This window comes from Ensifer sp. R1-3 (assembly GCF_056739175.1).
Genome location: NZ_CP096516.1, coordinates 36,371 through 57,470, shown reverse-complemented (window position 1 = coordinate 57,470; position 21,100 = coordinate 36,371). Strand labels below are relative to the sequence as shown.

The window sequence follows — 21,100 nt, the reverse complement described above, 5'->3', positions numbered from 1 at the left end:
TCAATCCTTCTTTCCCGAATGAAGCCAGACGTAGCCGAACGGACCGAGCCCTATCGCCAGACGCTGCCCGGAAAGCTCGACCTCACCCTCGCCGAGAATGTCATTGAGCCTGGCGTCGATTGCGCCGGGCAGTTCGAGCTCCGCCCGCCGCTTGCCGTCCGAAAGATTGTGCAGCACCACGAATAGTTCGGTGCCGTCGGAATAGGCCAGCGCGAACAGCGCCGGGTCTCCGGTGTGCAGCATGACCGGGCGTCCCCTGTTGAAGAGCTCGTGCCGGCGCCGCGCCAGGATCATCGCCCGCACGCGGTTCAGAAGCGACCCCGGGTCCTCACGCTGAGCTTCGACATTGACCCGCTTGAAGGAGAATGGGCCGTCTGTCACCGGCGGCTGGACGAGTTTGGCGCGCTGGGCGGTGGAGAAGCCGGCATTGGAACCCGCATTCCACTGCATGGGCACGCGGACCGGCTCCCGGCCCGGTCGGGAAAGGTCCTCGCCAAGGCCGATCTCGTCGCCGTAGAGAATGAGCGGCACGCCCGGGGAAGACAGAAGCAGACTGAAGGCGAGTTCTATTCTCGCCCGGTTTCCGTCCAGCATCGGCGCGAGGCGGCGCCTGATGCCGCGTCCGTAGATCCGCATCTCCTCATCCGGGGCGAAGGCTGCAAAGGTTTCCTCTCGAATGTCTTCCGGCAGGCGATCGAGGTTCAGTTCGTCGAGATTGCGAAGGAAGTTCGCCCAGCCGCGATGGGGAGGCGGCTCCGGCATGATCGAAAGCGCCTGGCCGATGGGGTCGGCCTTCTGCCCCGCGAGGCTCGCGGCGAAAGCCGCACACAACACGAAGTTGAACAGAAGGTCGAGCTTTCCGTCGCCGAAATAGGACCGCAGCTTTTCCGGCGCCAGGTCCGCTTCGCCGAGCAGAAGGCCGTCCTGGCGCCTCACGTCGACCAGCTTGCGCATTTCCCTGAGAAAGCCCTGGGGGTCCCTGGGGTCCGCGTGCTCTATGCCGGTTTCGCCGATTACGAATGGCGCGGCATCCACCCGGAATCCGTCGACGCCCAATGTCAGCCAATAGTCGACTACACGAAGCAATTCGTCTCGCACCGCCGGGTTGGCGATGTTCAGGTCCGGCTGGAAATGGCGGAACTTGTGGAAGTAATAGGCCTGGGCGAGATCGTCATAGGTCCAGACACTGCTTTCCTCGCCGGGAAACGCCGTCTTGTTGTCCGGAGCGACCGGCGGCGGGCTTTCCGACCAGACGTAATAGTCGCGGAAGCGGCACCTCGCGTCGCGCCGCGCCGCCTGGAACCACGGATGCTCGCTGGATGTGTGGTTGGCGACGAGATCGACGACGACGCGAATGCCCTGTTCGCCGGCGGCGTGCAGGAAATCCAGGAAGTCGTCCAGCGTTCCGAGAACCGGATCGATGGAATAATAGTCGCTGACGTCGTAGCCGTTATCGGCAAAGGGGGACCTGAAGAAGGGCGAGAGCCAGACACAGTCGATGCCCAGATAGTGCAGATAAGACACGCGCTCCTTGAGACCTATGAAGTCGCCGATCCCGTCGCCATTTCCGTCCGAAAATCTGCGCACGTCGATTCCATAGATGACCGAGCTCGAGAACCACGGCGCCTCTTTCATCGTCCGCTCCCTTGAAGGTTCCGCTCCGCATAGGCCGCCGTCGCCACCGCGCTGCGCGATGCTGTGCCGCTGTCGAGGCGGGTACATTGCACGACCACGGGAATATCCGCGTCGATGACTGCGCCGAAATCCTCGTCCAGCGGCAGCGCCTCGGGAAAGATCAAGTCGTTGAAGCGGATGCGGCGGACCCGCCTCGCGGCGACCTCCACCTCATAAGGTCCGACAGCCGGACGATCCGCATAATGGATATGAATGCGCAGCCTGGCCGGGCTGTCGCAACAGTTGAGCACCGCGATCTCGTCGCGGCTCGTGAATTCGGGTTCCGTGCCGTTGCTTTCAAGGGGAATGCGCCCCCCGGCTATCGTCCATCGCCTCTTGCCGATCGCCTGCATGCGCCCTCCTAGACCACGATGTTTTTAGTCGGGTCGACCTAAAAACATGAACGTGATCGATTCCAAAAAATTAGAGCGGGATGCGGGCGGAAAACCGCGCACACTTTTCCTCATCCCGCTCTAGCACCCGAAAAGCCCGCGCAGATACGGCGTGAGAAACCGTCCGCCCGGATCCATTTCCTGTCGGAGCGCGAGAAAACGATCCCACATCGGGTAAAGGGGTCTGAGCTCGGCTGCGCGAAGGCTGTGCTTCTTCGCCCAATGCGGCCGCCCGCCGTGATCGCGCATGATCGGCTCGAGGTCGAGAAAGAAGTCCCAATAGGGGAGCGTCGCATTTTGATGAAGCGATATGCTCACGGAATTCCGCCCATACGCCTCGCTGAGCCAGCTGTCGTCGGCCTTGATGTAGCGAAAAAGCAGACGCCAGCCGACGGAGCGGCGCCATCTTTCCTTGATCCGCGCGCGCAGCTTTCCGAGGCATTCCGGCCCCGCCTCGGCGGGCATGGAATATTCCATCTCCTCGAAACGATGCGGAAGGTCGCTGTGCTGGGGAATGACCTCGTGCGGCGGGCCGGTTTCGTCCTTTGCCAGCCGTGCGAAGGCGCCGTAATCCTTCTCCTCGCCGGGCGGGTTGAGGCAACGGATCTTCACCTCGTCGGAGCGGGGGTACCAGTAGAAATCGAAGTTCCGGTTTTCGCGGGAGAGCTTATCGAGCACCTCCATGCATGGCTTGAAGGCAAGGCACCATTCCTGGCGGTGCAGATCGTGCAGCGGCTCGAGCTTCAGAGTGGTCCAGGTGAGAATGCCGAGCGTCCCGAAGGAGACGCGCAGGGCCCGCACGAAATCCGGCTCCTCTTCCACGTCGAACGTCCTTATCTCACCCCCGGCGGTGACCAGGCGGCCGCCCAAGAGCATCATCGACAGGTTGGGGAAATCCCGTCCGGACCCATGCGTTCCGGTTCCGATCGCACCACCGACGGTCTGGGTGGCCACGTCGCCGAAGTTGGAGAGCGTCATGCCGGCTGCCTGCAGCTCCTTGCTGAGCTCGGTCAGCTGCGAGCCGGCGCCGACCATGGCGCGGTGGTGTTGCGCATCATGCTCGCGTAAACCGCAGATGTCGGCCATGGAGACCAGGATGTCGTCGGTCACGTAAATCTCGCTCGACGAATGGGCCGAACCGACCGGCCGTATGCTGCGGCCCTGCCGCGCGGCTGCGCGCACGAGCGCCGCCACGGTTTCCTCGTCTTCCGGCACCTCCAGACGCGACGGACGAAAGCGCAGGCCGCCCGACCAGTTGTGAAAATCCTGACCGAGGTTCTGAGAGGTAGCACTCCACGGTGTTTTCGGCATGCTACTCCTGGCAATAGGCGATTGTGCTCAAGAGAGCGTGGGGCGGTTGCCGGGAATCGAGCCGCGTCTGCTGCACGACGATCGGCGTGTCGGATTCGATCAGCGAGGCATAGGGCGTGTCCCGCGGCACGCGCTCCGGATCGTCGAGATCGTTGAAACGCAGGTGGACCGTCCGGCGGGCCGCAACGGTTACACGGTACGGACCCGCGGGCTCCCGGTCGGAAAAGAACAGCGTGATCTCCACCTTGGCCGGCGTGTCACCGGTATTCAGGATGCAGGCGCTTTCATGGGAGACGAGCGCTGGGGAGACGAGCGCGGGATCGTCGCTCGCGCTCGAAGAAGGGATGTAGCCGTCGGCGATTGCCCATCGCCTGCTGCCTATAGCATGCGTCATTCTCGGGTCCTCGAAGCCCATACTTCCGGTTCGAACCGAAGAAGGCATGCTTTGTTCCCGTCGGCAGGAATGCGCTCTACGGAATTCCCGGCAATTCGCCGGTGTTCTCGTCCGGCGCCGCCTCATGCGGCGGCTGCGGCTCCTCGTCGGTTACCTTCCTGCCGACGGAGGAATTCCTGAGGTTTTCCTCGATCTTCTCGTGCCCCGGCGTTTCCGGAAGCGCGGCGCGGAAGTTCCGGGCGTAGTCCGCCGGCATTTTCGGCGGCATCAGCGGCTCGTAGCGGTCGACCAGCGCCTGGATGACCACCGGCCCATCCACGGCGAAGGCCTGATCCATGATCCCGTCCAGTTCGCCGAAGGACCGGACGGTGAAGCCCCGGCCGCCCATGGCCTCCGCCGCCGCGGCGAAATCGATCGGCGGCAATTCGCAGGCAAACTGCGGATTGCCGAGAAACATCATCTGCTCCCAGGCGATCTGGTTCAGCATGTCGTTTCGGATCACCAGGAGCTTCAAAGGAATCCGGTATCCGACGGCTGTCGCAAATTCGCCGAGCTGCATCGCGAAGCCGCCGTCGCCGACGACCGCATAGACCGGGCGGTCCGGCATCGCGATACCCGCCGCGATAGCATAGGGCAGGCCCGAAGCCATCGAGGCGAGGGCGCCGGAGACCGCGAACATGTGGTCCGCACCGAGATCGACATGACGGGCCGCAAGCTCGGTGTTCTGTCCGGAATCGGTGACGACGATACCGTTCTTCGCGATGCGCCGGCCGAAAGCCGCGACCGCCGCCTGCGGTTTCAAGGGAGAACTCCTGTCGCCTTCGATCGCCCGCAGTTCCCGGCGCCAGTTTCGCGTCTGCTCTTGCGCCCGCTCGAGGAACGACCTGTCCTGCTTGCGTTTGAGCCGCTTGTTGAGCATGCGGAGGGTCTCGCCTGCCTCGCCGACCAGCCCGACCTCGACGGGGTAGCGCAGACCGATGCGCTGCGGGTCACGGTCGATCTGGATTCCGGCTGCCGTGTTCGGCCTGGGATAATATTCGATATAGGGGAAGGTCGAGCCGACGATGAGCAGCGTGTCGCATTGCTGCATGATCTCCTGCGACGGCGCGGTGCCGAGTATGCCGATGCCGCCGGTGGTCAGCGGATCATCGTCGGGCAGCACCGCCTTGCCGAGAAGAGCCTTTGCCACCGGCGCGCCCAGCAGTTCCGCCGTCTCGCGCAGAGCCTCCTTCGCCTCGAGTGCGCCGCGCCCCGCAAGAATTGCCACCTTCCTGCCCGCATTCAGGAGATCCGCCGCTCTCGAAAGATCGCTTTCTAGCGGCACGAGCTGGCCGGCGAAATACCGGCTTGGCATGTGCCCCGGCCGGTTGCGGCGGGACCGCCCGCCATCAGCCATCCGCTCCTGCACGTCGTTGGCGATCGAAAGATGCGCCACGCCGCGCTTGGAGAGCGCCGACCGGCAGGCAAGGTTCGCGAGGTTTTCCATGTGGGCTGCGTCGTTCACCTGCGCGTTGTAGACGGCGACGTTTTCGAAGACGCGGGTGAGATCGACGTCCTGCTGGGAGAACGTCTCGATCAGGTCGTGATACTGCATGCCGGTGATCGCGAGCACCGGCATCTGGTCCAGCTTCGCATCGTAGAGGCCGGTCAGCAGATTTGTGCCGCCCGGGCCCGATGTGGCGAGGCAGACGCCGAGTCTGCCGGTGAATTTGGCATAGGCGCATGCCATGAAGGCGGCCGATTGCTCGTGGCGCACGGAAACGAACCGGATGCGATCCTGCCGCCTCCTGAGCGCCTCCATGATGCCGTTGATGCCGTCTCCGGGCAGGCCGAAGACGACGTCGACCTTCCATTCGATAAGCGTGTCGATGAGGATGTCGGAAGCATTCGGCATATTTGCCCCTCCTCCGGTCAGCGTAAGGGTGATTGGCGGGTTCGATTGAAGGCTCGGAACTTTCTAATCTCGTCCTGCCTGGAAATGTTCCGCCATGGCAAAGCTCCGCCGACCTGGTCGGCCGCGAAGGCATTGTTCGGCAACAATGCTGCTCCTGGAACAAATCACGGTTGAAAGGGATTCATTTCCAGTCGCCACGTACGGGATAGGAAGCTTGGACTGGAAAAGCGCGTTCACCGGAAATCCGGCCGGCCGATGGCGTCGGACAAGCCGGCCGATAATCAAGGAGGCGGAGAATGTCTGGCGCAGCGCGCCCGCACGGCATCTGTCCTTCCTGGTGGACGCAGCCGCCTATTATGCTTGTCTCGACAGTACGTTCGATCAGGCGGAAGAGCAGATCTGGATCACCGGATGGGACTTCGATCCGCGCATCAAGCTCAGACCGGACGACCCCCAGGCGGAATCGCTCGGCAGTAGGCTCGAGCGCCTCGCTGCGCAAAAGCCGAAACTGAAGATCCGCATTCTCGTCTGGGCGATGGGACCGATCTACTCGGGAAAGTCGCTCAGGCTCTTTCGCAGGCAGCAATGGGCGGCCCATCCGCAGATCGAACTTCGCTTCGCGAGCCACCGGGCGCTGCGCGGATCGCATCACCAGAAGCTCGTCTGCATCGACGACAGCATCGCCTTTGCCGGGGGCATCGACCTGACGGCGCGCCGCTGGGACACGCCGGAGCACGCGGCCGAGAACGAGTTGCGGCGCGATCCGGACGGAAAGCCCTATGATCCGGTGCATGACATCCAGGTGGTGCTCGAAGGCGAGGCGAGCCGCGCCATCGGCGATCTCTGCAGATCCCGCTGGAAAGCCTCTACGGGCGAGGAAATCGAGGCGCCGCCCGCGAGGACGCTTGCATGGCCGAACGGCACGGTGCCGGTGCTCGAGGATTGCCCGGTCGCAATCGCCCGCACGGAGCCCGGCTCCGGCAAAAGGCGCGGCCGGCAGGAGGCACTGCGGCTGACGCTCGATGCCTTGCGCAGTGCGCAAAGTCACATCTACATCGAAAACCAGTATTTCGCATCGGGAAGAATTGGGCAGTTGCTCTGCGACCGGCTGCAGGAGCCGGACGGCCCGGAAGTGGTGGTCATCACTACCCGCAGCTCGCATGGGCTGTTGGAACGCATCGTCATGGGAGGAAACCGCGACCGTCTCGTTCGGCGGCTCAAGCGGGCCGACCGCTACGGCAGGCTCAGGGTCGCCTACCCGGTCGTTCCCGCTGCCGACGGATCCGAGCAGGAGGTGATTATCCATTCCAAGGTGGTCGCGATCGACGATCGTTTTTTCCGCGTCGGCTCGTCGAACTTCAACCACCGCTCGGCAAGTCTCGACACCGAATGCGACGTCGCCGTAGAAGCCGCCAACGAAGAACAGCGCGCCGCCATTGCCAGAGTCCGCAACGGTCTGATCGCAGAACATCTCGACATTGAAGCGGACGCCGTTGAAAAGGCACTGAGGGAAACGAACTCGCTCGTCGCCGCCTTGGACAGGTTGAACACGCGCCGGCGCGGCATACGCGCCTTCGATGGAATCGATGACGACGGCGCGACCAGTCTCGTCTGGGGCACGGAGATCGTCGATCCGCAAAGGCCGATCCGACCCTTTTATCGCACGCACAAGCTCGTGAGGCGCTGGATCGGTCAGCTTTTCGCCTTGCTCACCAGGCTTTTTTCCTCATCCCGACGGGCGACGAACTCAGCGACCGAAAGCGAGATCAAGCCGAGCGGCAGCGGCAGGAAGAAATAGATCGCCCGAAAGGCGATCAGAGCGCCCAGGCTCGCCGAACTGCCAAGCAGAAATGCGATTGTCGCCTCGAGGACGCCGATTCCGCCGGGGACATGGCTGACGATCGCGGTCACGCCGGCCCCGACATAGGCCATGGCCGTGTCGATGAAACTCACCTCCTCGAAGGCGCTGAGCAGCTGATGCAACGCTGCGCTGACGCAGAGGAAGTTGGCGACTCCGACGACGACCTGCAAGGCAGCAATCCCCACCGAGGGCATTTCGAAAGTCCAGCGAAAGATGCGAACCGAACCCCGCAGAAAATAAGCGAGCAGGACGTAACCGGCCGCGGCCCCTATGCAGGCAGTGCCGAGCAGGAAAGCGCCGGTCGTGGAAAATCCGGTAAGCCGCGCGGCATCCGAAGGCACGATCAGAAAACAAAGCCCGGCCAATGCGACAAGGCCGAGGCCGACGGTGACGCCGCAGAACAGAATGACCTTCGCCACCTCTTCGGCGCTCAACCCCCAGCGCGAGTAGAACCGGTAGCGGACGGCACCGCTGCTCAAGGCCGCGCCGCCGACATTGTGGCCGATCGAAAGGCTGGTGAAGGAGGCGATGGCGATTTGCGGATAGGCGAGCTTCCGCCCGACATAGCGGATAGCGAGGGTGTCGAAGAGGGTCAGGCAGAAATAGGAAAGGAAGACGAAACCGATGCCGACAAAGAGATTCCGGGCCGGAATCCGCATGATCGAACCAGCGATTTCATGAAAGCTATGTTGGCTGAGGGTGCGATAGATCAACCAGCCCGCCACGCAGATACCGGCAGCGATGAACAGTCTCGCTAGAATTTTTCTGGACATCGGCCCTCCCTTGCGCACCCACCGGAACGAAAAGCAGGTGCTGCGTGTTCCGAAGGCGATGCGACAGCGGATACGTTTCCTCACCTACAACGTTCACAGCTGCTTCGGCACCGACCGCAGGCTCGATCCCGCGCGCATCGCCGCCGTCATCGCCGAATGCCAGCCCGACGTCATCGCATTGCAGGAAGTCGACGTCGGCCGCGCCCGCACCGGCGGAATAGACCAGGCCCATATGATCGCCACGCATCTCAACATGGAAGCCGAGTTCCATCCGGCTCTCCACCTGGAGGACGAGAAATACGGAGACGCCGTTCTGACGGCACTGCCTATGCGGCTGATCAAGGCAGCACCCCTCCCCTCGTCCGGCGAGCCGCGGGGCGCGCTCTGGGTGGAGATCGACGTCGCCGCAGTCAAGCTTCAGGTGATCGTGACGCATCTCGGATTGCGCGGCGCCGAGCGCCTGCGCCAGGCGACCGCCCTTCTAGGCCCCGGCTGGCTCGGAGGAATGGCCCACGGAGACGCTCACGTGGTCCTGGCAGGTGATCTCAACGCCACGGGGCGTTCGACCGCCTACAGGCTCCTGGCCCGACAGCTCAGCGACGCGCAACTGCTGACCGGCGCCAAGCCTCGGCCGACCTTTCCATCGCGATTGCCGCTGCTGCGCATCGATCACGTGCTGATCGGGAAAGGCATAGAAGTGGCTTCCTGCAGGGTGCACGGCAGCACCCTGGCGCGAAGCGCTTCGGATCATCTTCCGCTGCTTGCCGAACTGGACGTCGTGATGCGGGACAAGCAGGAACCGTCCTGAGAATCACAGCGCCGCGCATCTTGTCGGAGGCGCGGCGCTTTCGGCAGGTCCCGCAGGTCCGGCTGAAGCCGCTTCAGTGCTTGGCCGTCACGTCCCGCTGGTCTCGCTCCAGGAATTTTCGCGTGATCTCACCGGCGTTCTGAGCCAGCCACTCCGCCATCGCGATTTCCTGCTGCAGGATGCTCTCGCAGACCCGCTTTGTCTCCTGATCGCCCGCCTGTTCGGCTGCGGCGATGAGAATCCTGTAGCTGGCGATTTCCATATGCTCGAATGTATAGCTGGCCAGCGTGCCCTTGACGACTTCGTCACTGACGAAGAGGCCGCTCAGGCCTTGCCCGAAGGCAACGATCTTGCCGCTGATATCCTTGATGCTCGAGGTTCCGCCGTCGAGCCGTTCGAGGCAGCGCTCGAGCATGGCCGCCTGGTCCTTCGTCTCCTGCAGGTGGCGGTCGATCCTGGTCTTGAGTTCGGGATAGTTTTCCAGCCGGCTCGACTGGCTGGTGAGCATCGTGATCGCCTGCTCTTCCATCGCATGTGCATCCCTGAGCCAAGCCACAAGGTGTTCGTTCGCAGTAGCCATCGGATATTCCTTTCTTTTCGCGCGTCCTCCAACCGGCGGCTTCCCGAAATGTTCCTGCAGAACGGCGCGTGGTCGCGTCACCTGCGTGCTTCGGAACAATTCGACGCCTGGGTGATTGGAGACCGGAAAACCGCAGGTTTCGCGGTTCGGTCTCGACAATCGTCGGAAGGTTCACATGTCCAAGGTCCTGGCTGCAGCAGTGATCGTCGTCCTGGTGGTGATTGCGGCGCTCTGGATGATGTTTCCTCTCGACCAGTCGGCCGAATCGGGGCAACCGCCGCCGCATGCGATCGACCAGTCGGAGTAGCACATGCAGGAAGAGCTCAAGATATACCGTCTGTCGCCGCTCGCCGAGCCCGACGATCCGAACTGGCAGAATGCCAGCTACCAGGGCGAGGTCGTGGTGGCGGCAAGATCGAGCGGCGATGCCCGCATCGTCGCGAGCGAGGCGGAACTCGATTTCCTCGAGATCGACGCCAAGCCGGCGGAAGGGGTGACGACCGACATGGCCAGCGCATTTCGCAGCGAGAAGCTCTACACCGTGGTCGAGGAGGGGCCGGCCCCGGACGGCACGGAACGCGGCGTGCTCCGCGGCGAGGTGAGCGTCGACAACATCATCTCGACGCAGCTTTAACTCAAGGATTCACGAGCCTCACAGGCCGAACGGGAACGTGTCCGGCACGCCCGCCTTTATGTGTTGCGCGCCGAGCGGTTCGACCGGCGTCGTCTGATCGAACCAGACGAAGGCGTCGAACTGCCGGGGCAGCGAAGCGTGGGCATAATGGCTGAAGCGTTCCGTGTCCGGCCGGTAGATCACCCCGATGAAGCGCTCGAGCATCGGCTTGAGGAGACCGTCGCGCAGACGCGCGTGGCGCGCGAAGTCGATGAGGAAGCACCCTACCCCTGAGTCGTGCATCACGCGCTCGTAGCTTCCTTCGAGCGACGGCCGGATCGGCTTCACCTCCATATCGCCGTCCCAATCGCTTGCGGCAGCCACATGGCCGCCATGCGTGCCGAAGCCGATCAGCGCTGCCTGATCGCCAAACCGCTCGCGGCAGAGCTGACCGATGTTCAACTCCTCGCGGGCCGTGCCCATATCGGTATGGCGGGCATCGCCGATATGGGAATTGTGCGCCCACACGACCGCCTTCGAGCGAGCGCCGCGTGCATTCAACAGATGCTCGAGCGTTTCGAACATATGGGTGTCGCGCATGTTCCAGGAGTCGGCCCCAGCATAATACATGATACGGTAGTACCGCTCGGCCGAGGCGACGAGGCGCGCGTTCTGCACGGCGTCGAGAAGCTCGTCGCCGCTGTCGCGCCCGGCTTCGAGCTGCCTCTCCAGGAGTTCGCGGCATTGCCTGACGACGGCCTCTTCGCATTTGCGGAAGCCCGCGGTCATGGCCGCACGGCCATAGGTCGACGGCTCGTTCTGCCAGGGGGTCAGGCAACCGTAGCGCTCGCGGGCGACCGCGGCGGCCTCGGGGTCGGTCTCATCGAGATACCGGAGAACCGAGGAAATGGAGCCGCGCATATTATAGATGTCGAGACCGTAGAAGCCGGCCCGGTCAGGCAAGCTCCTGCGGCCGTTATGTTCGCGCATCCACTCGACGAAATCCATCACTTCGCGGTTGCGCCACATCCAGGTCGGGAACCGCTGGAACGGCGCGTCGAGGCGCATGCCTTGACTTCGATGTCGGACATAGCGGTCGACTGCCGCCGCATCCGGCCAATCCGCCTCGACCGCCACGATCGTGAACCCGTGTTCCTCGATCAGGCGGCGCGTGATGGCTGCGCGGGCGCGGTAGAATTCCGACGTGCCGTGGCTCGCCTCTCCGAGCAGCACGATCCGCCGCCCGGCAAAGCGATCGAAAAGCAGCCCGAATGCCGGATCGTCGAGATCGGGCAGCGGCTCGGCCGCCTCTGCAACCAGCTCGGGCAAGGTGGGCGCCGCTCTGAGCCTTGCCCCGGATTGAACCCGCTCCTCATGCCAGCCGTGTTCGCCGACGAGCGGCACGAATCTGACCCCGCCGAGGTCCTGCTCCTCGAATGTCGTGGCGTTGACCCGCGTGACCTTCATCAGGCGCTGCTCCTCAGGGGGGCCGACGGGTATGACGAGATGGCCACCGAGGTCGAGCTGCTCCTTCAGCGCATACGGTATCTCGGGACCTCCGGCGGCAACCAGTATGGCGTCGAAGGGTCCTGCCTCGGGCCAGCCGGCCGTGCCGTCGCCGACACGCACATCGATATTCCCGTAACGGAGCTCGGCAAATCGTCTCTCGGCAACCTCGGCGAGGCCGGCATGGCGCTCGATCGTATAGACATATGCCGCGATCCGACTGAGCACCGCCGCCGCATAACCGGATCCGGTCCCGATCTCGAGCACCGTATCGCCCGGCTGGACTTCGGCGCGTTCGATCATCAGCGCCACAATATAGGGCTGCGAGATGGTCTGGCCATGGCTGATCGAAAGGGCCGAATCCTCATAGGCGAATTCCTCGAAGCCGGGATCGACGAATGCCTCCCGCGGGACGACCCCCATCGCCTCCACGACATGTCTGTCCCTTATCCCCCGTCGCGAGAGATGCGACGTGATCATCCGTTCGCGGGCACGGGAAAAATCAATCATGGCGGAAGCCTTCCTTGCGTCTCGTCGCAACCGCCGCGCCAGATCGTTTCATTGTCTCGCCAAAAGGCGCAGTGATCTGGCTCCTTCGGCGGCCGCGTTGCTTTTGCGGACCCGAACGGCAGTGTTCAGCCGTGCCGCGGCAGCGGCACCTGCGCTACAGCGCCGGGCGGCTGAGGCGTTCGCGTTCGCGTTCGATCTCGTCGAGGCTATAGGGACTGGAGGCGGTGTCGAACCGGGTCCAGCCATCCTCCGTATAGGCGCGGCGCCGGACCGATATGTCGACGGCGTCGCGATTTCTCAAAATCCCGTCCGCCTGTGCGACCAGGTGCTCCTCGGTCCTGACCACCACCAGCGTGCCGCCTCGGCGCACGCCCTCGGCGTAAAGATGCGCATCCTCCTCCTCGATCCCGGAATCGGTGAGCGATCCGATGATGCCGCCGGCCGCACCTCCGGCGAGAGCGCCGGCCGCCGCGCCTGCGGCGGTCGACGCCAGCCACCCAGCCGCGACCACGGGTCCGACCCCAGGTATGGCCATTAGGCCCAGGCCGGTCAAAAGCCCCAGCGTGCCGCCGCCCACGGCGCCCAGACCGGCACCTGCTCCGGCACCGCTTGCTGCAGCGGAGCCGTCGCCCGAATAGCGGTCGCCCGCATTGTTGGCGACGATGCTTATATTTTCGGAAGGAAAGCCTGCCGCTTCGAGATCGCTTACGGCGCCTCGGGCTTCGCCGTAATCGTCAAACAGCCCTGCCACGGTTCTCATTGTCTTCTTCCTTTGTTTGACGTTAAAGCGCGACTACGTTGCCCTGAAAATCGAGAGTGACGGAAACGGATTTGCCGTCCTTCATCGCGGTTGCCCGCCAGATACCCTTGTCGTCGAGCTTCAGCTCCTTGACGTCCGTGTAGCCCGCCTCCTGCATCCGTTCGCGTGCCTGGTCGTCGGTGAAGCTGTTTTTGCCGGGGACAGGCGCCGTCGGGTTCTGCCTGTCGGGAGTGGCGACGGCCGGGGTGTTGCCGGCCGTCTGCGCGAAGGCCGGCACTGCCGCAGCGCTCAACAGCACCGCAACGCCGAAGACGATGTTCTTCATGGCCTTTCCTCTCTCGGGAGCCTCATTCGGCCAACCAAACCGTCCGGGCCAGATTTGGTTCCGCCGGCAGTCGCTGGAACAATGGAAGGAAAGCGGACCGGCGCCGCCGGCTCCAAGCCCGGACGGAACTTTATCGCCCTTCCCCGGTTGCATCCGCTCTGCTGCCGGTTTCGGTACAGCGCTGGAGGATGCGAGATGGCTACGAACGTAAAGGACGGCAAGACCGCCAAGAGCTCGAAAGGGACGCATGGCGGAAATCGTGCAGGCGATCAGGCGAAGAAGGACGACGTCAAGAAAAGCAGCCAGGCGGCCGGCAAGGATCCGAACCGGGGCAGCCGCTGAACGGCTGCGCCACGACGACCGCAACGCAGGAACTGAACGGAAGGAGTGACTATGCTGAAGTGGGCACTGATTTTCTTCGTTATTTCACTGATAGCCGGGTTCCTCGGGTTCTCCGGCGTCTCGGCCGCGACGGCAGGGATCGCGAAAATACTCTTCTACATTGCGGTTATTATCTTCCTCGTTTTCCTCGTATTGGCGCTGGCCGTCGGAGGTGCCGTGACCTAAAAGCACTTCCAGGAAAGTGTGCGACGGTTGTCCGTCCGGGAGTGCGTAGTCTCAAAATATAAAAGCGTTTCACTGCTTCAATGAAACAGCGAGACGCCTTGGGTGAACGCAACACTGCTCCGGTCAGTGCAAGCTCTTGGAGTGACTGCGCAGGAGTGATCTCGCCTCCATCGCCGAACTCGGTCGCATGGCTGCAACATATTGCTCGGTCAACTCCAACATGGCGAGCGCGATTTCCTGCCATGACCAGCCCGCTTCCTCGGCCAGGGCCGTAAGGACCAGGAACTCGTCCTCCATTGCGCGCTGACATTCAAGCTCCCGGCTGTTTTGCTGGGTGTGGATCGTGGGGCTGATGACAGGCATATGCTCCTCCCTCAGCGGCGCATCAATAGACGCGCGCAGTCGCTGTAGCGCTTTGATTTGCCTAATGATTATGCCCTTCGCTTCCGCTCCGGGCGCTCATGCGATAGCTGCCAGACAAACGCCATGACGTGGCCAGCGGTTCCATCACGTTCGCGCCTTGGTGCTCCCAGCTAAAGTGGCGGACGCAAGTGCGGGGACTTGAGGGGATGCAATCCCCCACCTCGGGGCAAGCGGAACTTCCGAAAGACTGGCGTGTTGTCAGGGAAGTCTCGTTCATTTGGATGACCAGCATGGCGTCAATGCCCCCGCGCTCCCCTTCGGAACACCCGTCCGAGCCGCTCGCGCTGCCGCGTCTCGTCGACGAGGAGGCCGAAGCATTCGTTGCCGAGGCGATTGCCGAGCTGGGCCGGTCGCAAATTCCGTTCCTGATCGCGGGCACCTTCGCCGTCAGCGCCCATACCGGCATTTCGAGGCCGACGAAAGATCTCGACATCTTCTGCAAGCCGGGCGATTACACCCGCATCCTCAATCATTTCAAGGCGCTCGGATACGCCGTGGAAATCGAGGACGATCGATGGCTGGGCAAGGTCTTCAAGGGGAAGTCCTTCTTCGACGTCATCTTCTCCTCGCCCAACGGAACCATGATGGTCACCGACGCCTGGTTCGCCAATGCTCTGTTGACAGAGATCGGTGCCTCCACCTGTGCAATCGTCGCGCCGACGGAACTCGTCTGGTCCAAGGCCTTCATCCAGCTTCGCCACCGCTACGACGGCGCCGACGTCGCGCACCTGATCCTGAAGGCACATGACCGAATCGATTGGGCAAGATTGCTCGGATACATGGAAGCGCACTGGGAGGTCCTGCTCATCCACCTGCTGAACTTCCGATGGATCTATCCCTCCGAGCGCGACAAGGTTCCCCTCTGGCTGATGGACGAGCTCTTGAGCAGGCTGGCGGCGCAGAGAGACCTTCCACTGCCCCTGACGAAGATCTGTCGCGGCCGGATGTACTCGCGTCCCGACTACGAAATCGATGTGAAGGAATGGGGTTTCGCCGATGTCGGCGGCGACTCCGACATCAGCGCAGAAACTGAGGATACGGAGTCATGAGCAAGTTGAAGGTGGCCGCCGTGGCGGACCTGCATGTAAAGGAGGACCGATCGGTCTCCTATACCGACCTCTTCGCGGAAATCTCGCGCGCCGCGGACGTGCTCGTGATCGCCGGCGACCTGACGGATCTCGGCAAGCCTGCGGAGGCGGAGCTTCTCGCCGCCGATCTGAAGTCCTGCACGATCCCGGTCGTCGCCGTGCTCGGAAACCATGATCATCAATGCGATGCCGTGGAGGAGGTTTCGTCGATCCTCGTCAGGGCGGGTGTGCATCTTCTCGACGGTCAGAGCGTCGAAATTTCGGGCGTCGGCTTCTGCGGAACCAAGGGTTTCATCGGCGGCTTCGGCCGGCATATGCTGGGCGCCTTCGGCGAAGCGGCGATAAAGACCATGGTCAAGACAAGCGTCGACGAAGCCATGCGGCTTGAAAACGCCTTGAGGGCTACAAGGGCGGAGCGCGCGCTCGTCGTGCTGCATTACGCGCCGATTCCTGAAACCGTTGCCGGAGAACCGAAGGAGATCTATCCGTTTCTCGGGTCGTCGCGGCTCGCGGAGACGATCGACCGCTTCAAGGTGAGCGCCGTCGTTCACGGCCATGCGCACCAGGGCGCCTATCAGGGGCAGACGCCCGGCGGCGCCCCCGTCTTCAACGTCGCCGCCCATGTGGAGAAACCGACGGGCAGGCCCTACGCCATACTCGAGCTCTGAACTTGGCTTCTTTCTGTAGTCAGGGCCTCAGGACGACCTTGATGCAGCCGTCCTTTCTTTCCGCGAAAGTCTTGTAGAGTTCGGGGCCGCCGTCGAGCCCGCCGCGGTGGGTCACCACGAAGGACGGATCGATCTCGCCCTTCCGGATGCGGTCCAGGAGCGAAGGCAAATAGCGCTGAACGGGGGTCTGGGCCATCCGGAGCGCCAGGCCGCGGTTGATCGCCGAACCGAGCGGTACGTTGTCGAGATAGCCGCCATAGACGCCGACGACGGAAACCGTGCCGAAATTCCTGCAGCAATGGATCGCCTGCCGCAACACATGCGGCCGGTCCGTTCCCATGAAGGTCGCCACCTTCACGCGGTCGACGAGCGAATCGAGGCTTGCCCGGCTGTCGGCCTCTGTGCCCACGGCGTCGATGCAGGCGTCTGCGCCCCGGCCGTGGGTGATCTCCATGATGCGGTCGTAGATATCCTCAGCCATGTAGTCGAGCGTCATGGCGCCGGCGGACTCGGCAAGCCTCAGGCGCTCCGCGATCGTATCGATGGCGATGACCCGTTCGGCGCCGAGCAGGAATGCCGACCGGATCGCCATCTGTCCGACTGGGCCGCAGCCCCAGACCGCAATCGTCTGCCCGGGTTCGATGTTGCAGAACTCCGCGGCCATGTAGCCCGTGGGGAAAATATCGGAGAGGAAGAGCGCCTGCTCGTCCGTGAGTTCGTCGGGAACCTTGATCGGCCCGACATCTGCGTGCGGCACGCGCAGATACTCCGCCTGTCCGCCGCTATAGCCGCCGAGGAGATGGGAGTAGCCAAAGAGGCCCGCCGGCGAATTGCCCCAGAGCTTCGCCGCCTTTTCCCGGTCGGGATTGGTTCGCTCGCAGGCGGAATAGAAGCCTTTCCGGCAGAAGAAGCACTCGCCGCAGGCGATCGTGAACGGAACGACCACCCGGTCGCCGACCTGCAGTCCGGTCGCGCCCTTGCCGACCTCCACGACCTCGCCCATGGTTTCATGGCCGAGAATGTCGCCATTCTCCATGGATGGAATGAGGCCGTGAAAAATATGAACGTCCGATCCGCAAATCGCACAGGCGGTGACTTTGATGACGGCGTCGCGGTCATCTTCGATCTTCGGATCGGGCACGCTCTCGCAACGGATATCGCCTTTGCCGTGCCATGTCAGGGCTTTCACGTCGGAGCTCCTTGTCGATCGCTGAAAGAAGAGGAAAAGGACGGGGCGCGCTGCTCGTCCTTTCACGTTGCTCCAAACACGGAGCCTGGGCAGGTGTTCCCTGGAACCGGGCGATCACACGACGAGCACGAAATCTCCCGCGGTCAGGCCCGGATGCGTCGAAAGCACCGCGAACTGCACGGCCGTGTGACCGGAAAGGCTGCCGTCTGCGTCGTAGTAGAGCGCACCGCTCGTCGTGTCGTAGATGATCTTCTGGTTCGCGTTCTGCGCCGCCGTAGCATCGGCCGCCGCGTAGAACTGCGTCGCCGCCAGCGTACCGCCACTCAGCGTGGTGAAGATGCTCTTCGACAGGAAGAGCCTGTCTCCGGCGGTGAAATCCAGGACCGTGTCGACATTCCCAGCACCGAGAGCGAAGTCGAACTGGAAAATGTCCGCACCCGCACCCCCGAGGAGGGTGTCGCTTCCGCCGCCGCCCGAAAGGAGGTTCGCGTTCGCGTCGCCGCTCAGGCTGTCGTTGCCGGTCCCGCCCCAGATGTTCTCGACGTTGCGGATCGTGTCCTCGGCCACGCCCCCGACCGTAACGGTCGTGTAGGTGGCGCCGTCGAGTGTGACCGAGACCGATGCGGTCTTGTCGCGGTAGCTCGCCGTATCGGAAGCCGCCCCGCCGTCGAGAATGTCCGCTCCGCCGCCGCCCGTGAGAAGGTCCTTGCCGTCATTGCCGTTGAGGGTGTTGGCGAAGTCGTCGCCGGTAAGCGTATCGTTGCCCTTGCCGCCGAACACATTCTCGATGTTGCGGATGGTGTCTTCGGCGACGCCGCCGACGAAGACGAAGCTGTCGCTGGCGCCCAAGAGGGTAACATCGACCGACGCCGTCTTCTCCCGGTAATCGGCAGTATCCACGCCTGCGCCGCCGTCTATGAAGTCGGCGCCGAGGGCTCCCCGGAACATATTGCTTGCGGCATCGCCGACAAGCGTGTCGGCACCGGACCCCGAGAGAATATTCTCAACACCGCGGATGATGTCTTCGGAGACGCCGCGGACGAGGACGGTCGCGTTCGCCGCGCCGTTCAGCGTGACCGTGATCGCGTCGGTCTTCTCGAGATAATCCGCGGTGTCGATACCGTTGCCGCCGTCCAGCACGTCGTTGCCGAGGCCCCCTTTCAGCGTATCGGCGCCGTCATTGCCGATAAGGATATTGGCCAGACTGTCTCCGGTGAGCGTATCGGCGGCCGAGCCGCCCGCGATGTTCTCGAAGTTGCGGATCGTATCTTCGATCACGCCGGCCACCTTGACGGCTACAGGGGTGGCGCCGTCGAGGGTCACGACAACTGATTGCGTCTTGTCCCGGTAATCGGCCGTGTCTGCCCCGGCGCCGCCGTCCAGACTGTCGGCGCCAGCGCCGCCACGTATCGTATTGTTGCCGGCGTCGCCGGTCAGCACGTCGGCACCGGCACCGCTGAAGATGTTCTCGATATTGCGGACCGTATCCTCGGCAACGCCGCCGACCGTCGCAATAGCGCCGGCTGCGCCCGCCAGCGTCAGGACGACACCTCCCGTCTTGTCGCTGAAGTCGGCCGTATCGGACCCCGCGCCGCCGTCGATGGTATCCTGCCCACCGCCGCCCTTGAGAATGTCGCCGCCGCCGCCGCCCAGGAGGACGTTGGCCTGCGAGTCGCCGGTCAGCACGTCCGCGATGGCGCTGCCCGTGACATTCTCGATATTGCGCAGCGTGTCCTCCACAGCGTTGCCAACGATCACCTTCGCGTCGTTGGCGCCGTTGAGCGTCACCGCGATCCCCTTGGCGGAAGCCGAATAGTCGACCGTGTCGTTGCCCGCCCCGCCGTCGAAGACGTTCTGGAGCCCGTCGCCTGCGAACAGGTCATTGCCCGAGCCGCCGATGACATTCTCGATGTTGCGCAGAATATCCTCCGCGACGCCGCCGACGAAGACCGTCGCCGGGTTTGACCCGGCCAGTGTCACGACTAGAGGTGCCGTCTTATCACTGTAGTCAGCCGTGTCGCTGCCTGCACCTCCGTCCAGAAGGTCGGCGCCAAAGCCGCCGCGGAACGTATTTGCGGCGGCATCACCGGTAAACTGGTCGTTGCCGGATCCACCGATGACGTTCTCGATGTTGCGAACCGTATCCTCGGCCGTCCCGCCGACGGCTGCAACGGCATCGGCCGCCCCGTTGAGGGCCAGCACGACCGATTGTGTCTTATCGCTGAAGTCTGCGGTATCGCTGCCGGCGCCGCCGTCCAGCACGTCGGCACCGAGGCCGCCGCGAAACGTATTTGCAGCCGCGTCGCCGACGATCGTGTCGCCGCCCGAGCCGCCGACGATGTTCTCGATCTTCGCGACCAGATCCTCGGCAATGCCGCCGACCGTTACGGTAACGGGATTGCCGCCGTTCAGCGCCACGGCGATCGCCGCCGCCTTGTCGCTGTAGTCGGCGGTGTCGCTGTCTTCGCCGCCGTCAAGGGTGTCTGCGCCGCCTCCTCCCCTGAGCCAGTCGTTGCCGCGCGCACCCGAGAGCTTGTTTGCCGCCGCATCGCCGCCGAGCGTGTCGTCCGCCGTCCCGCCGACGATGTTCTCGACATTGCGGATCGTGTCCTCGGCGACGCCGCCGACGAAGACCGTAGCCGCATTCGCGCCGCTGAGCTGTACGACGACTGAAGATGTCTTTTCGCGGAGATCGAAGGTATCGATCCCGGTGCCGCCGTCGGCCGTGTCGTTGCCGACGCCGCCGGACAGCGAGTCGTCGTCGGCGCCGCCGTTGAGAATGTCGTTCCCTGCTTCGCCGCGCAGGATATTGCTTCGGTCGTCGCCGGTCAGGATGTCATTGCCCGACCCGCCATAGACGTTTTCGAAATTGCTGATCGTGTCCTCGGCGATACCGTTCACGAAGACGGTGGCGGGTGTCGCCCCCGCCAGGGTGACCACGACGGACTGGGTCTTGTCGGTATAGTCGGCCGTATCATTCCCGGTGCCGCCGTCGAGCACGTCGTTTCCGCCGCCGCCTCGGAACAGGTTGTTTTGGGCGTCGCCCGTAATAGTATCGTTGCCGGAGCCCCCGTAAACGTTCTCGATGTTGCTGAGAGTGTCCTCGGCCACGCCATTGACGAAGACCGTCGCGGCGGTCGCACCGGTCAGGGTGACTACGACTGAAGTCGTCTTTTCGCTATAGTCGACCGTGTCGACGCCCGCGCCGCCGTTGATCACGTCGGCGCCTCCAAGTCCCTGGATGAGATCGTCACCGCCGAACCCGCTAATCACGTCGTCTAGATTAGTGCCGATGAGGACATTGTTTCCGGCTGTGCCGTTGATGACTGCCATGGGAACTCCTCCCTAAAATCTTGCGGCGGGGCGGCCAGGATGTCGCGCCCAACCCTTAGAGAATTGCTGACGTAAAAAGCCGAGCACTGGTGATGTTGCGCGGGCCCCCTGGTGCGCGAGGCTCGCGCGATCATTAATTTGGTACCGGCGCGGGCTGAGAAATAAATGCGGCTTGTCGCCCGTTTCCCCCGCTCAAATCAATATCGATTACGTGCTGAACTTGGAGCCTCGACTGTGAATACCGTTCTAGGCCATACAATGTTCTAGGCAAGACAATCGCACGGGATAATCGCACCGGCGGCTGCGGTTGGATATATAATAAACCATATAGTGCAGGTGGAACCGGGAGCAGGGACAAGGCCCCTAGATCTCGATCATTTTAGGTTGAGCCTTACCGAAAATTATGAACGTGACGGATTCCAATAGGTTGA

General features: G+C 63.3%; 21 protein-coding genes. 8 read left to right on the top strand and 13 right to left on the bottom strand.

From position 1 onward, the window contains the following. The 5 genes from M1D43_RS17585 to M1D43_RS17565 all read right to left on the bottom strand — a co-directional run bounded on the left by M1D43_RS17585 (window position 1) and on the right by M1D43_RS17565 (window position 5,665). A complete protein-coding gene (locus M1D43_RS17585; RefSeq protein ID WP_127576818.1) occupies window positions 1–1,635 on the bottom strand; it encodes an alpha-amylase family protein in 1,635 nt (544 codons plus the stop codon). Continuing rightward, window positions 1,632–2,027, bottom strand: a complete 396-nt coding sequence (locus M1D43_RS17580; protein ID WP_498814336.1) for a sensory rhodopsin transducer — start codon at window positions 2,025–2,027, stop codon at window positions 1,632–1,634. Before M1D43_RS17580 ends, M1D43_RS17585 begins: the two co-directional genes overlap by 4 nt. 120 nt (window positions 2,028–2,147) lie before the next feature. Then, window positions 2,148–3,377, bottom strand: a complete 1,230-nt coding sequence (locus tag M1D43_RS17575; protein ID WP_127576816.1) for a D-arabinono-1,4-lactone oxidase — start codon at window positions 3,375–3,377, stop codon at window positions 2,148–2,150. 1 nt (window position 3,378) lies between these two features. After that, window positions 3,379–3,771, bottom strand: a complete 393-nt coding sequence (locus M1D43_RS17570; RefSeq protein ID WP_015243526.1) for a sensory rhodopsin transducer — start codon at window positions 3,769–3,771, stop codon at window positions 3,379–3,381. Window positions 3,772–3,847: 76 nt separating this feature from the next. Then, window positions 3,848–5,665 carry a thiamine pyrophosphate-dependent enzyme gene (locus tag M1D43_RS17565; protein WP_017271509.1) on the bottom strand — a complete coding sequence of 606 codons (1,818 nt, stop codon included), beginning with the start codon at window positions 5,663–5,665 and terminating at the stop codon, window positions 3,848–3,850. Between the two features lie 145 nt (window positions 5,666–5,810). Between M1D43_RS17565 and M1D43_RS17560 the strand changes: the two genes are divergently transcribed. After that, window positions 5,811–7,463 carry a phospholipase D-like domain-containing protein gene (locus tag M1D43_RS17560; RefSeq protein WP_017270323.1) on the top strand — a complete coding sequence of 551 codons (1,653 nt, stop codon included), beginning with the start codon at window positions 5,811–5,813 and terminating at the stop codon, window positions 7,461–7,463. Here the strand turns inward: M1D43_RS17560 and M1D43_RS17555 are convergent. Further along, a complete protein-coding gene (locus M1D43_RS17555; protein ID WP_014527635.1) occupies window positions 7,358–8,299 on the bottom strand; it encodes a putative bifunctional lysylphosphatidylglycerol flippase/synthetase in 942 nt (313 codons plus the stop codon). The two genes, M1D43_RS17560 and M1D43_RS17555, sit on opposite strands and share 106 nt — an antisense overlap. A 10-nt stretch (window positions 8,300–8,309) precedes the next feature. Here M1D43_RS17555 and M1D43_RS17550 point away from each other — a divergent pair, with 10 nt between their 5' ends. Next, window positions 8,310–9,107 carry an endonuclease/exonuclease/phosphatase family protein gene (locus M1D43_RS17550; protein ID WP_014527636.1) on the top strand — a complete coding sequence of 266 codons (798 nt, stop codon included), beginning with the start codon at window positions 8,310–8,312 and terminating at the stop codon, window positions 9,105–9,107. 73 nt (window positions 9,108–9,180) lie between these two features. On the opposite strand, the gene M1D43_RS17545 is transcribed toward M1D43_RS17550, so the two are convergent. Beyond that, on the bottom strand, window positions 9,181–9,687 hold the full coding sequence (locus M1D43_RS17545; RefSeq protein ID WP_010975011.1) for a ferritin-like domain-containing protein: 507 nt from the start codon (window positions 9,685–9,687) through the stop codon (window positions 9,181–9,183). A 175-nt stretch (window positions 9,688–9,862) separates the two neighbouring features. Here M1D43_RS17545 and M1D43_RS17540 point away from each other — a divergent pair, with 175 nt between their 5' ends. After that, entirely contained in the window at window positions 9,863–9,994 is a 132-nt protein-coding gene (locus tag M1D43_RS17540; protein WP_014527637.1) for a hypothetical protein, read from the top strand. Window positions 9,995–9,997: 3 nt separating this feature from the next. After that, a complete protein-coding gene (locus M1D43_RS17535) occupies window positions 9,998–10,321 on the top strand; it encodes a hypothetical protein (RefSeq protein ID WP_003532141.1) in 324 nt (107 codons plus the stop codon). An 18-nt stretch (window positions 10,322–10,339) separates the two neighbouring features. On the opposite strand, the gene M1D43_RS17530 is transcribed toward M1D43_RS17535, so the two are convergent. From M1D43_RS17530 to M1D43_RS17520, 3 genes are all read right to left on the bottom strand, one after another. Beyond that, complete coding sequence (locus M1D43_RS17530; RefSeq protein ID WP_015243530.1) at window positions 10,340–12,316, bottom strand: protein-L-isoaspartate(D-aspartate) O-methyltransferase; 1,977 nt, start codon at window positions 12,314–12,316, stop codon at window positions 10,340–10,342. A gap of 154 nt (window positions 12,317–12,470) precedes the next feature. Then, window positions 12,471–13,076 carry a general stress protein gene (locus tag M1D43_RS17525; RefSeq protein ID WP_015243531.1) on the bottom strand — a complete coding sequence of 202 codons (606 nt, stop codon included), beginning with the start codon at window positions 13,074–13,076 and terminating at the stop codon, window positions 12,471–12,473. Window positions 13,077–13,098: 22 nt separating this feature from the next. After that, a complete protein-coding gene (locus M1D43_RS17520) occupies window positions 13,099–13,401 on the bottom strand; it encodes a PepSY domain-containing protein (RefSeq protein WP_127576814.1) in 303 nt (100 codons plus the stop codon). 195 nt (window positions 13,402–13,596) lie between these two features. On the opposite strand from M1D43_RS17520, the gene M1D43_RS17515 reads away from it, so the two are divergent. Together M1D43_RS17515 and M1D43_RS17510 are read left to right on the top strand one after the other, a co-directional pair. Further along, window positions 13,597–13,743: a hypothetical protein gene (locus M1D43_RS17515; RefSeq protein ID WP_010975006.1), complete on the top strand. Its 147-nt coding sequence runs from the start codon at window positions 13,597–13,599 to the stop codon at window positions 13,741–13,743. Between the two features lie 51 nt (window positions 13,744–13,794). Continuing rightward, window positions 13,795–13,968: a DUF1328 domain-containing protein gene (locus tag M1D43_RS17510; protein ID WP_010975005.1), complete on the top strand. Its 174-nt coding sequence runs from the start codon at window positions 13,795–13,797 to the stop codon at window positions 13,966–13,968. Window positions 13,969–14,091: 123 nt separating this feature from the next. Here the strand turns inward: M1D43_RS17510 and M1D43_RS17505 are convergent, their stop codons facing one another. Next, on the bottom strand, window positions 14,092–14,331 hold the full coding sequence (locus M1D43_RS17505; protein ID WP_003532132.1) for a hypothetical protein: 240 nt from the start codon (window positions 14,329–14,331) through the stop codon (window positions 14,092–14,094). Between the two features lie 206 nt (window positions 14,332–14,537). Between M1D43_RS17505 and M1D43_RS17500 the strand changes: the two genes are divergently transcribed. Together M1D43_RS17500 and M1D43_RS17495 are read left to right on the top strand one after the other, a co-directional pair. Continuing rightward, a complete protein-coding gene (locus M1D43_RS17500; RefSeq protein ID WP_498814333.1) occupies window positions 14,538–15,440 on the top strand; it encodes a hypothetical protein in 903 nt (300 codons plus the stop codon). After that, window positions 15,437–16,147, top strand: coding sequence for a metallophosphoesterase family protein (locus M1D43_RS17495; protein ID WP_003532130.1), 711 nt, complete (start codon window positions 15,437–15,439; stop codon window positions 16,145–16,147). The genes M1D43_RS17500 and M1D43_RS17495 overlap by 4 nt, the downstream gene beginning before the upstream one ends. 19 nt (window positions 16,148–16,166) lie before the next feature. Here the strand turns inward: M1D43_RS17495 and M1D43_RS17490 are convergent, their stop codons facing one another. Together M1D43_RS17490 and M1D43_RS17485 are read right to left on the bottom strand one after the other, a co-directional pair. Then, window positions 16,167–17,336 carry a zinc-dependent alcohol dehydrogenase gene (locus M1D43_RS17490; protein ID WP_127576812.1) on the bottom strand — a complete coding sequence of 390 codons (1,170 nt, stop codon included), beginning with the start codon at window positions 17,334–17,336 and terminating at the stop codon, window positions 16,167–16,169. Window positions 17,337–17,450: 114 nt separating this feature from the next. Then, window positions 17,451–20,669, bottom strand: a complete 3,219-nt coding sequence (locus M1D43_RS17485; RefSeq protein ID WP_127576810.1) for a calcium-binding protein — start codon at window positions 20,667–20,669, stop codon at window positions 17,451–17,453. Window positions 20,670–21,100 lie beyond the last annotated feature (431 nt).

Excerpts from the sequence above, each read along its gene's own strand:
- M1D43_RS17585 (WP_127576818.1), bottom strand. The coding sequence starts at position 1,635 with ATGAAAGAGGCGCCGTGGTTCTCGAGCTCGGTCATCTATGGAATCGAC.
- M1D43_RS17580 (WP_498814336.1), bottom strand. The coding sequence starts at position 2,027 with ATGCAGGCGATCGGCAAGAGGCGATGGACGATAGCCGGGGGGCGCATT.
- M1D43_RS17575 (WP_127576816.1), bottom strand. The coding sequence starts at position 3,377 with ATGCCGAAAACACCGTGGAGTGCTACCTCTCAGAACCTCGGTCAGGAT.
- M1D43_RS17570 (WP_015243526.1), bottom strand. The coding sequence starts at position 3,771 with ATGACGCATGCTATAGGCAGCAGGCGATGGGCAATCGCCGACGGCTAC.
- M1D43_RS17565 (WP_017271509.1), bottom strand. The coding sequence starts at position 5,665 with ATGCCGAATGCTTCCGACATCCTCATCGACACGCTTATCGAATGGAAG.
- M1D43_RS17560 (WP_017270323.1), top strand. The coding sequence starts at position 5,811 with ATGCTGCTCCTGGAACAAATCACGGTTGAAAGGGATTCATTTCCAGTC.
- M1D43_RS17555 (WP_014527635.1), bottom strand. The coding sequence starts at position 8,299 with ATGTCCAGAAAAATTCTAGCGAGACTGTTCATCGCTGCCGGTATCTGC.
- M1D43_RS17545 (WP_010975011.1), bottom strand. The coding sequence starts at position 9,687 with ATGGCTACTGCGAACGAACACCTTGTGGCTTGGCTCAGGGATGCACAT.
- M1D43_RS17540 (WP_014527637.1), top strand. The coding sequence starts at position 9,863 with ATGTCCAAGGTCCTGGCTGCAGCAGTGATCGTCGTCCTGGTGGTGATT.
- M1D43_RS17535 (WP_003532141.1), top strand. The coding sequence starts at position 9,998 with ATGCAGGAAGAGCTCAAGATATACCGTCTGTCGCCGCTCGCCGAGCCC.
- M1D43_RS17530 (WP_015243530.1), bottom strand. The coding sequence starts at position 12,316 with ATGATTGATTTTTCCCGTGCCCGCGAACGGATGATCACGTCGCATCTC.
- M1D43_RS17525 (WP_015243531.1), bottom strand. The coding sequence starts at position 13,076 with ATGAGAACCGTGGCAGGGCTGTTTGACGATTACGGCGAAGCCCGAGGC.
- M1D43_RS17520 (WP_127576814.1), bottom strand. The coding sequence starts at position 13,401 with ATGAAGAACATCGTCTTCGGCGTTGCGGTGCTGTTGAGCGCTGCGGCA.
- M1D43_RS17515 (WP_010975006.1), top strand. The coding sequence starts at position 13,597 with ATGGCTACGAACGTAAAGGACGGCAAGACCGCCAAGAGCTCGAAAGGG.
- M1D43_RS17510 (WP_010975005.1), top strand. The coding sequence starts at position 13,795 with ATGCTGAAGTGGGCACTGATTTTCTTCGTTATTTCACTGATAGCCGGG.
- M1D43_RS17505 (WP_003532132.1), bottom strand. The coding sequence starts at position 14,331 with ATGCCTGTCATCAGCCCCACGATCCACACCCAGCAAAACAGCCGGGAG.
- M1D43_RS17500 (WP_498814333.1), top strand. The coding sequence starts at position 14,538 with ATGCAATCCCCCACCTCGGGGCAAGCGGAACTTCCGAAAGACTGGCGT.
- M1D43_RS17495 (WP_003532130.1), top strand. The coding sequence starts at position 15,437 with ATGAGCAAGTTGAAGGTGGCCGCCGTGGCGGACCTGCATGTAAAGGAG.
- M1D43_RS17485 (WP_127576810.1), bottom strand. The coding sequence starts at position 20,669 with ATGGCAGTCATCAACGGCACAGCCGGAAACAATGTCCTCATCGGCACT.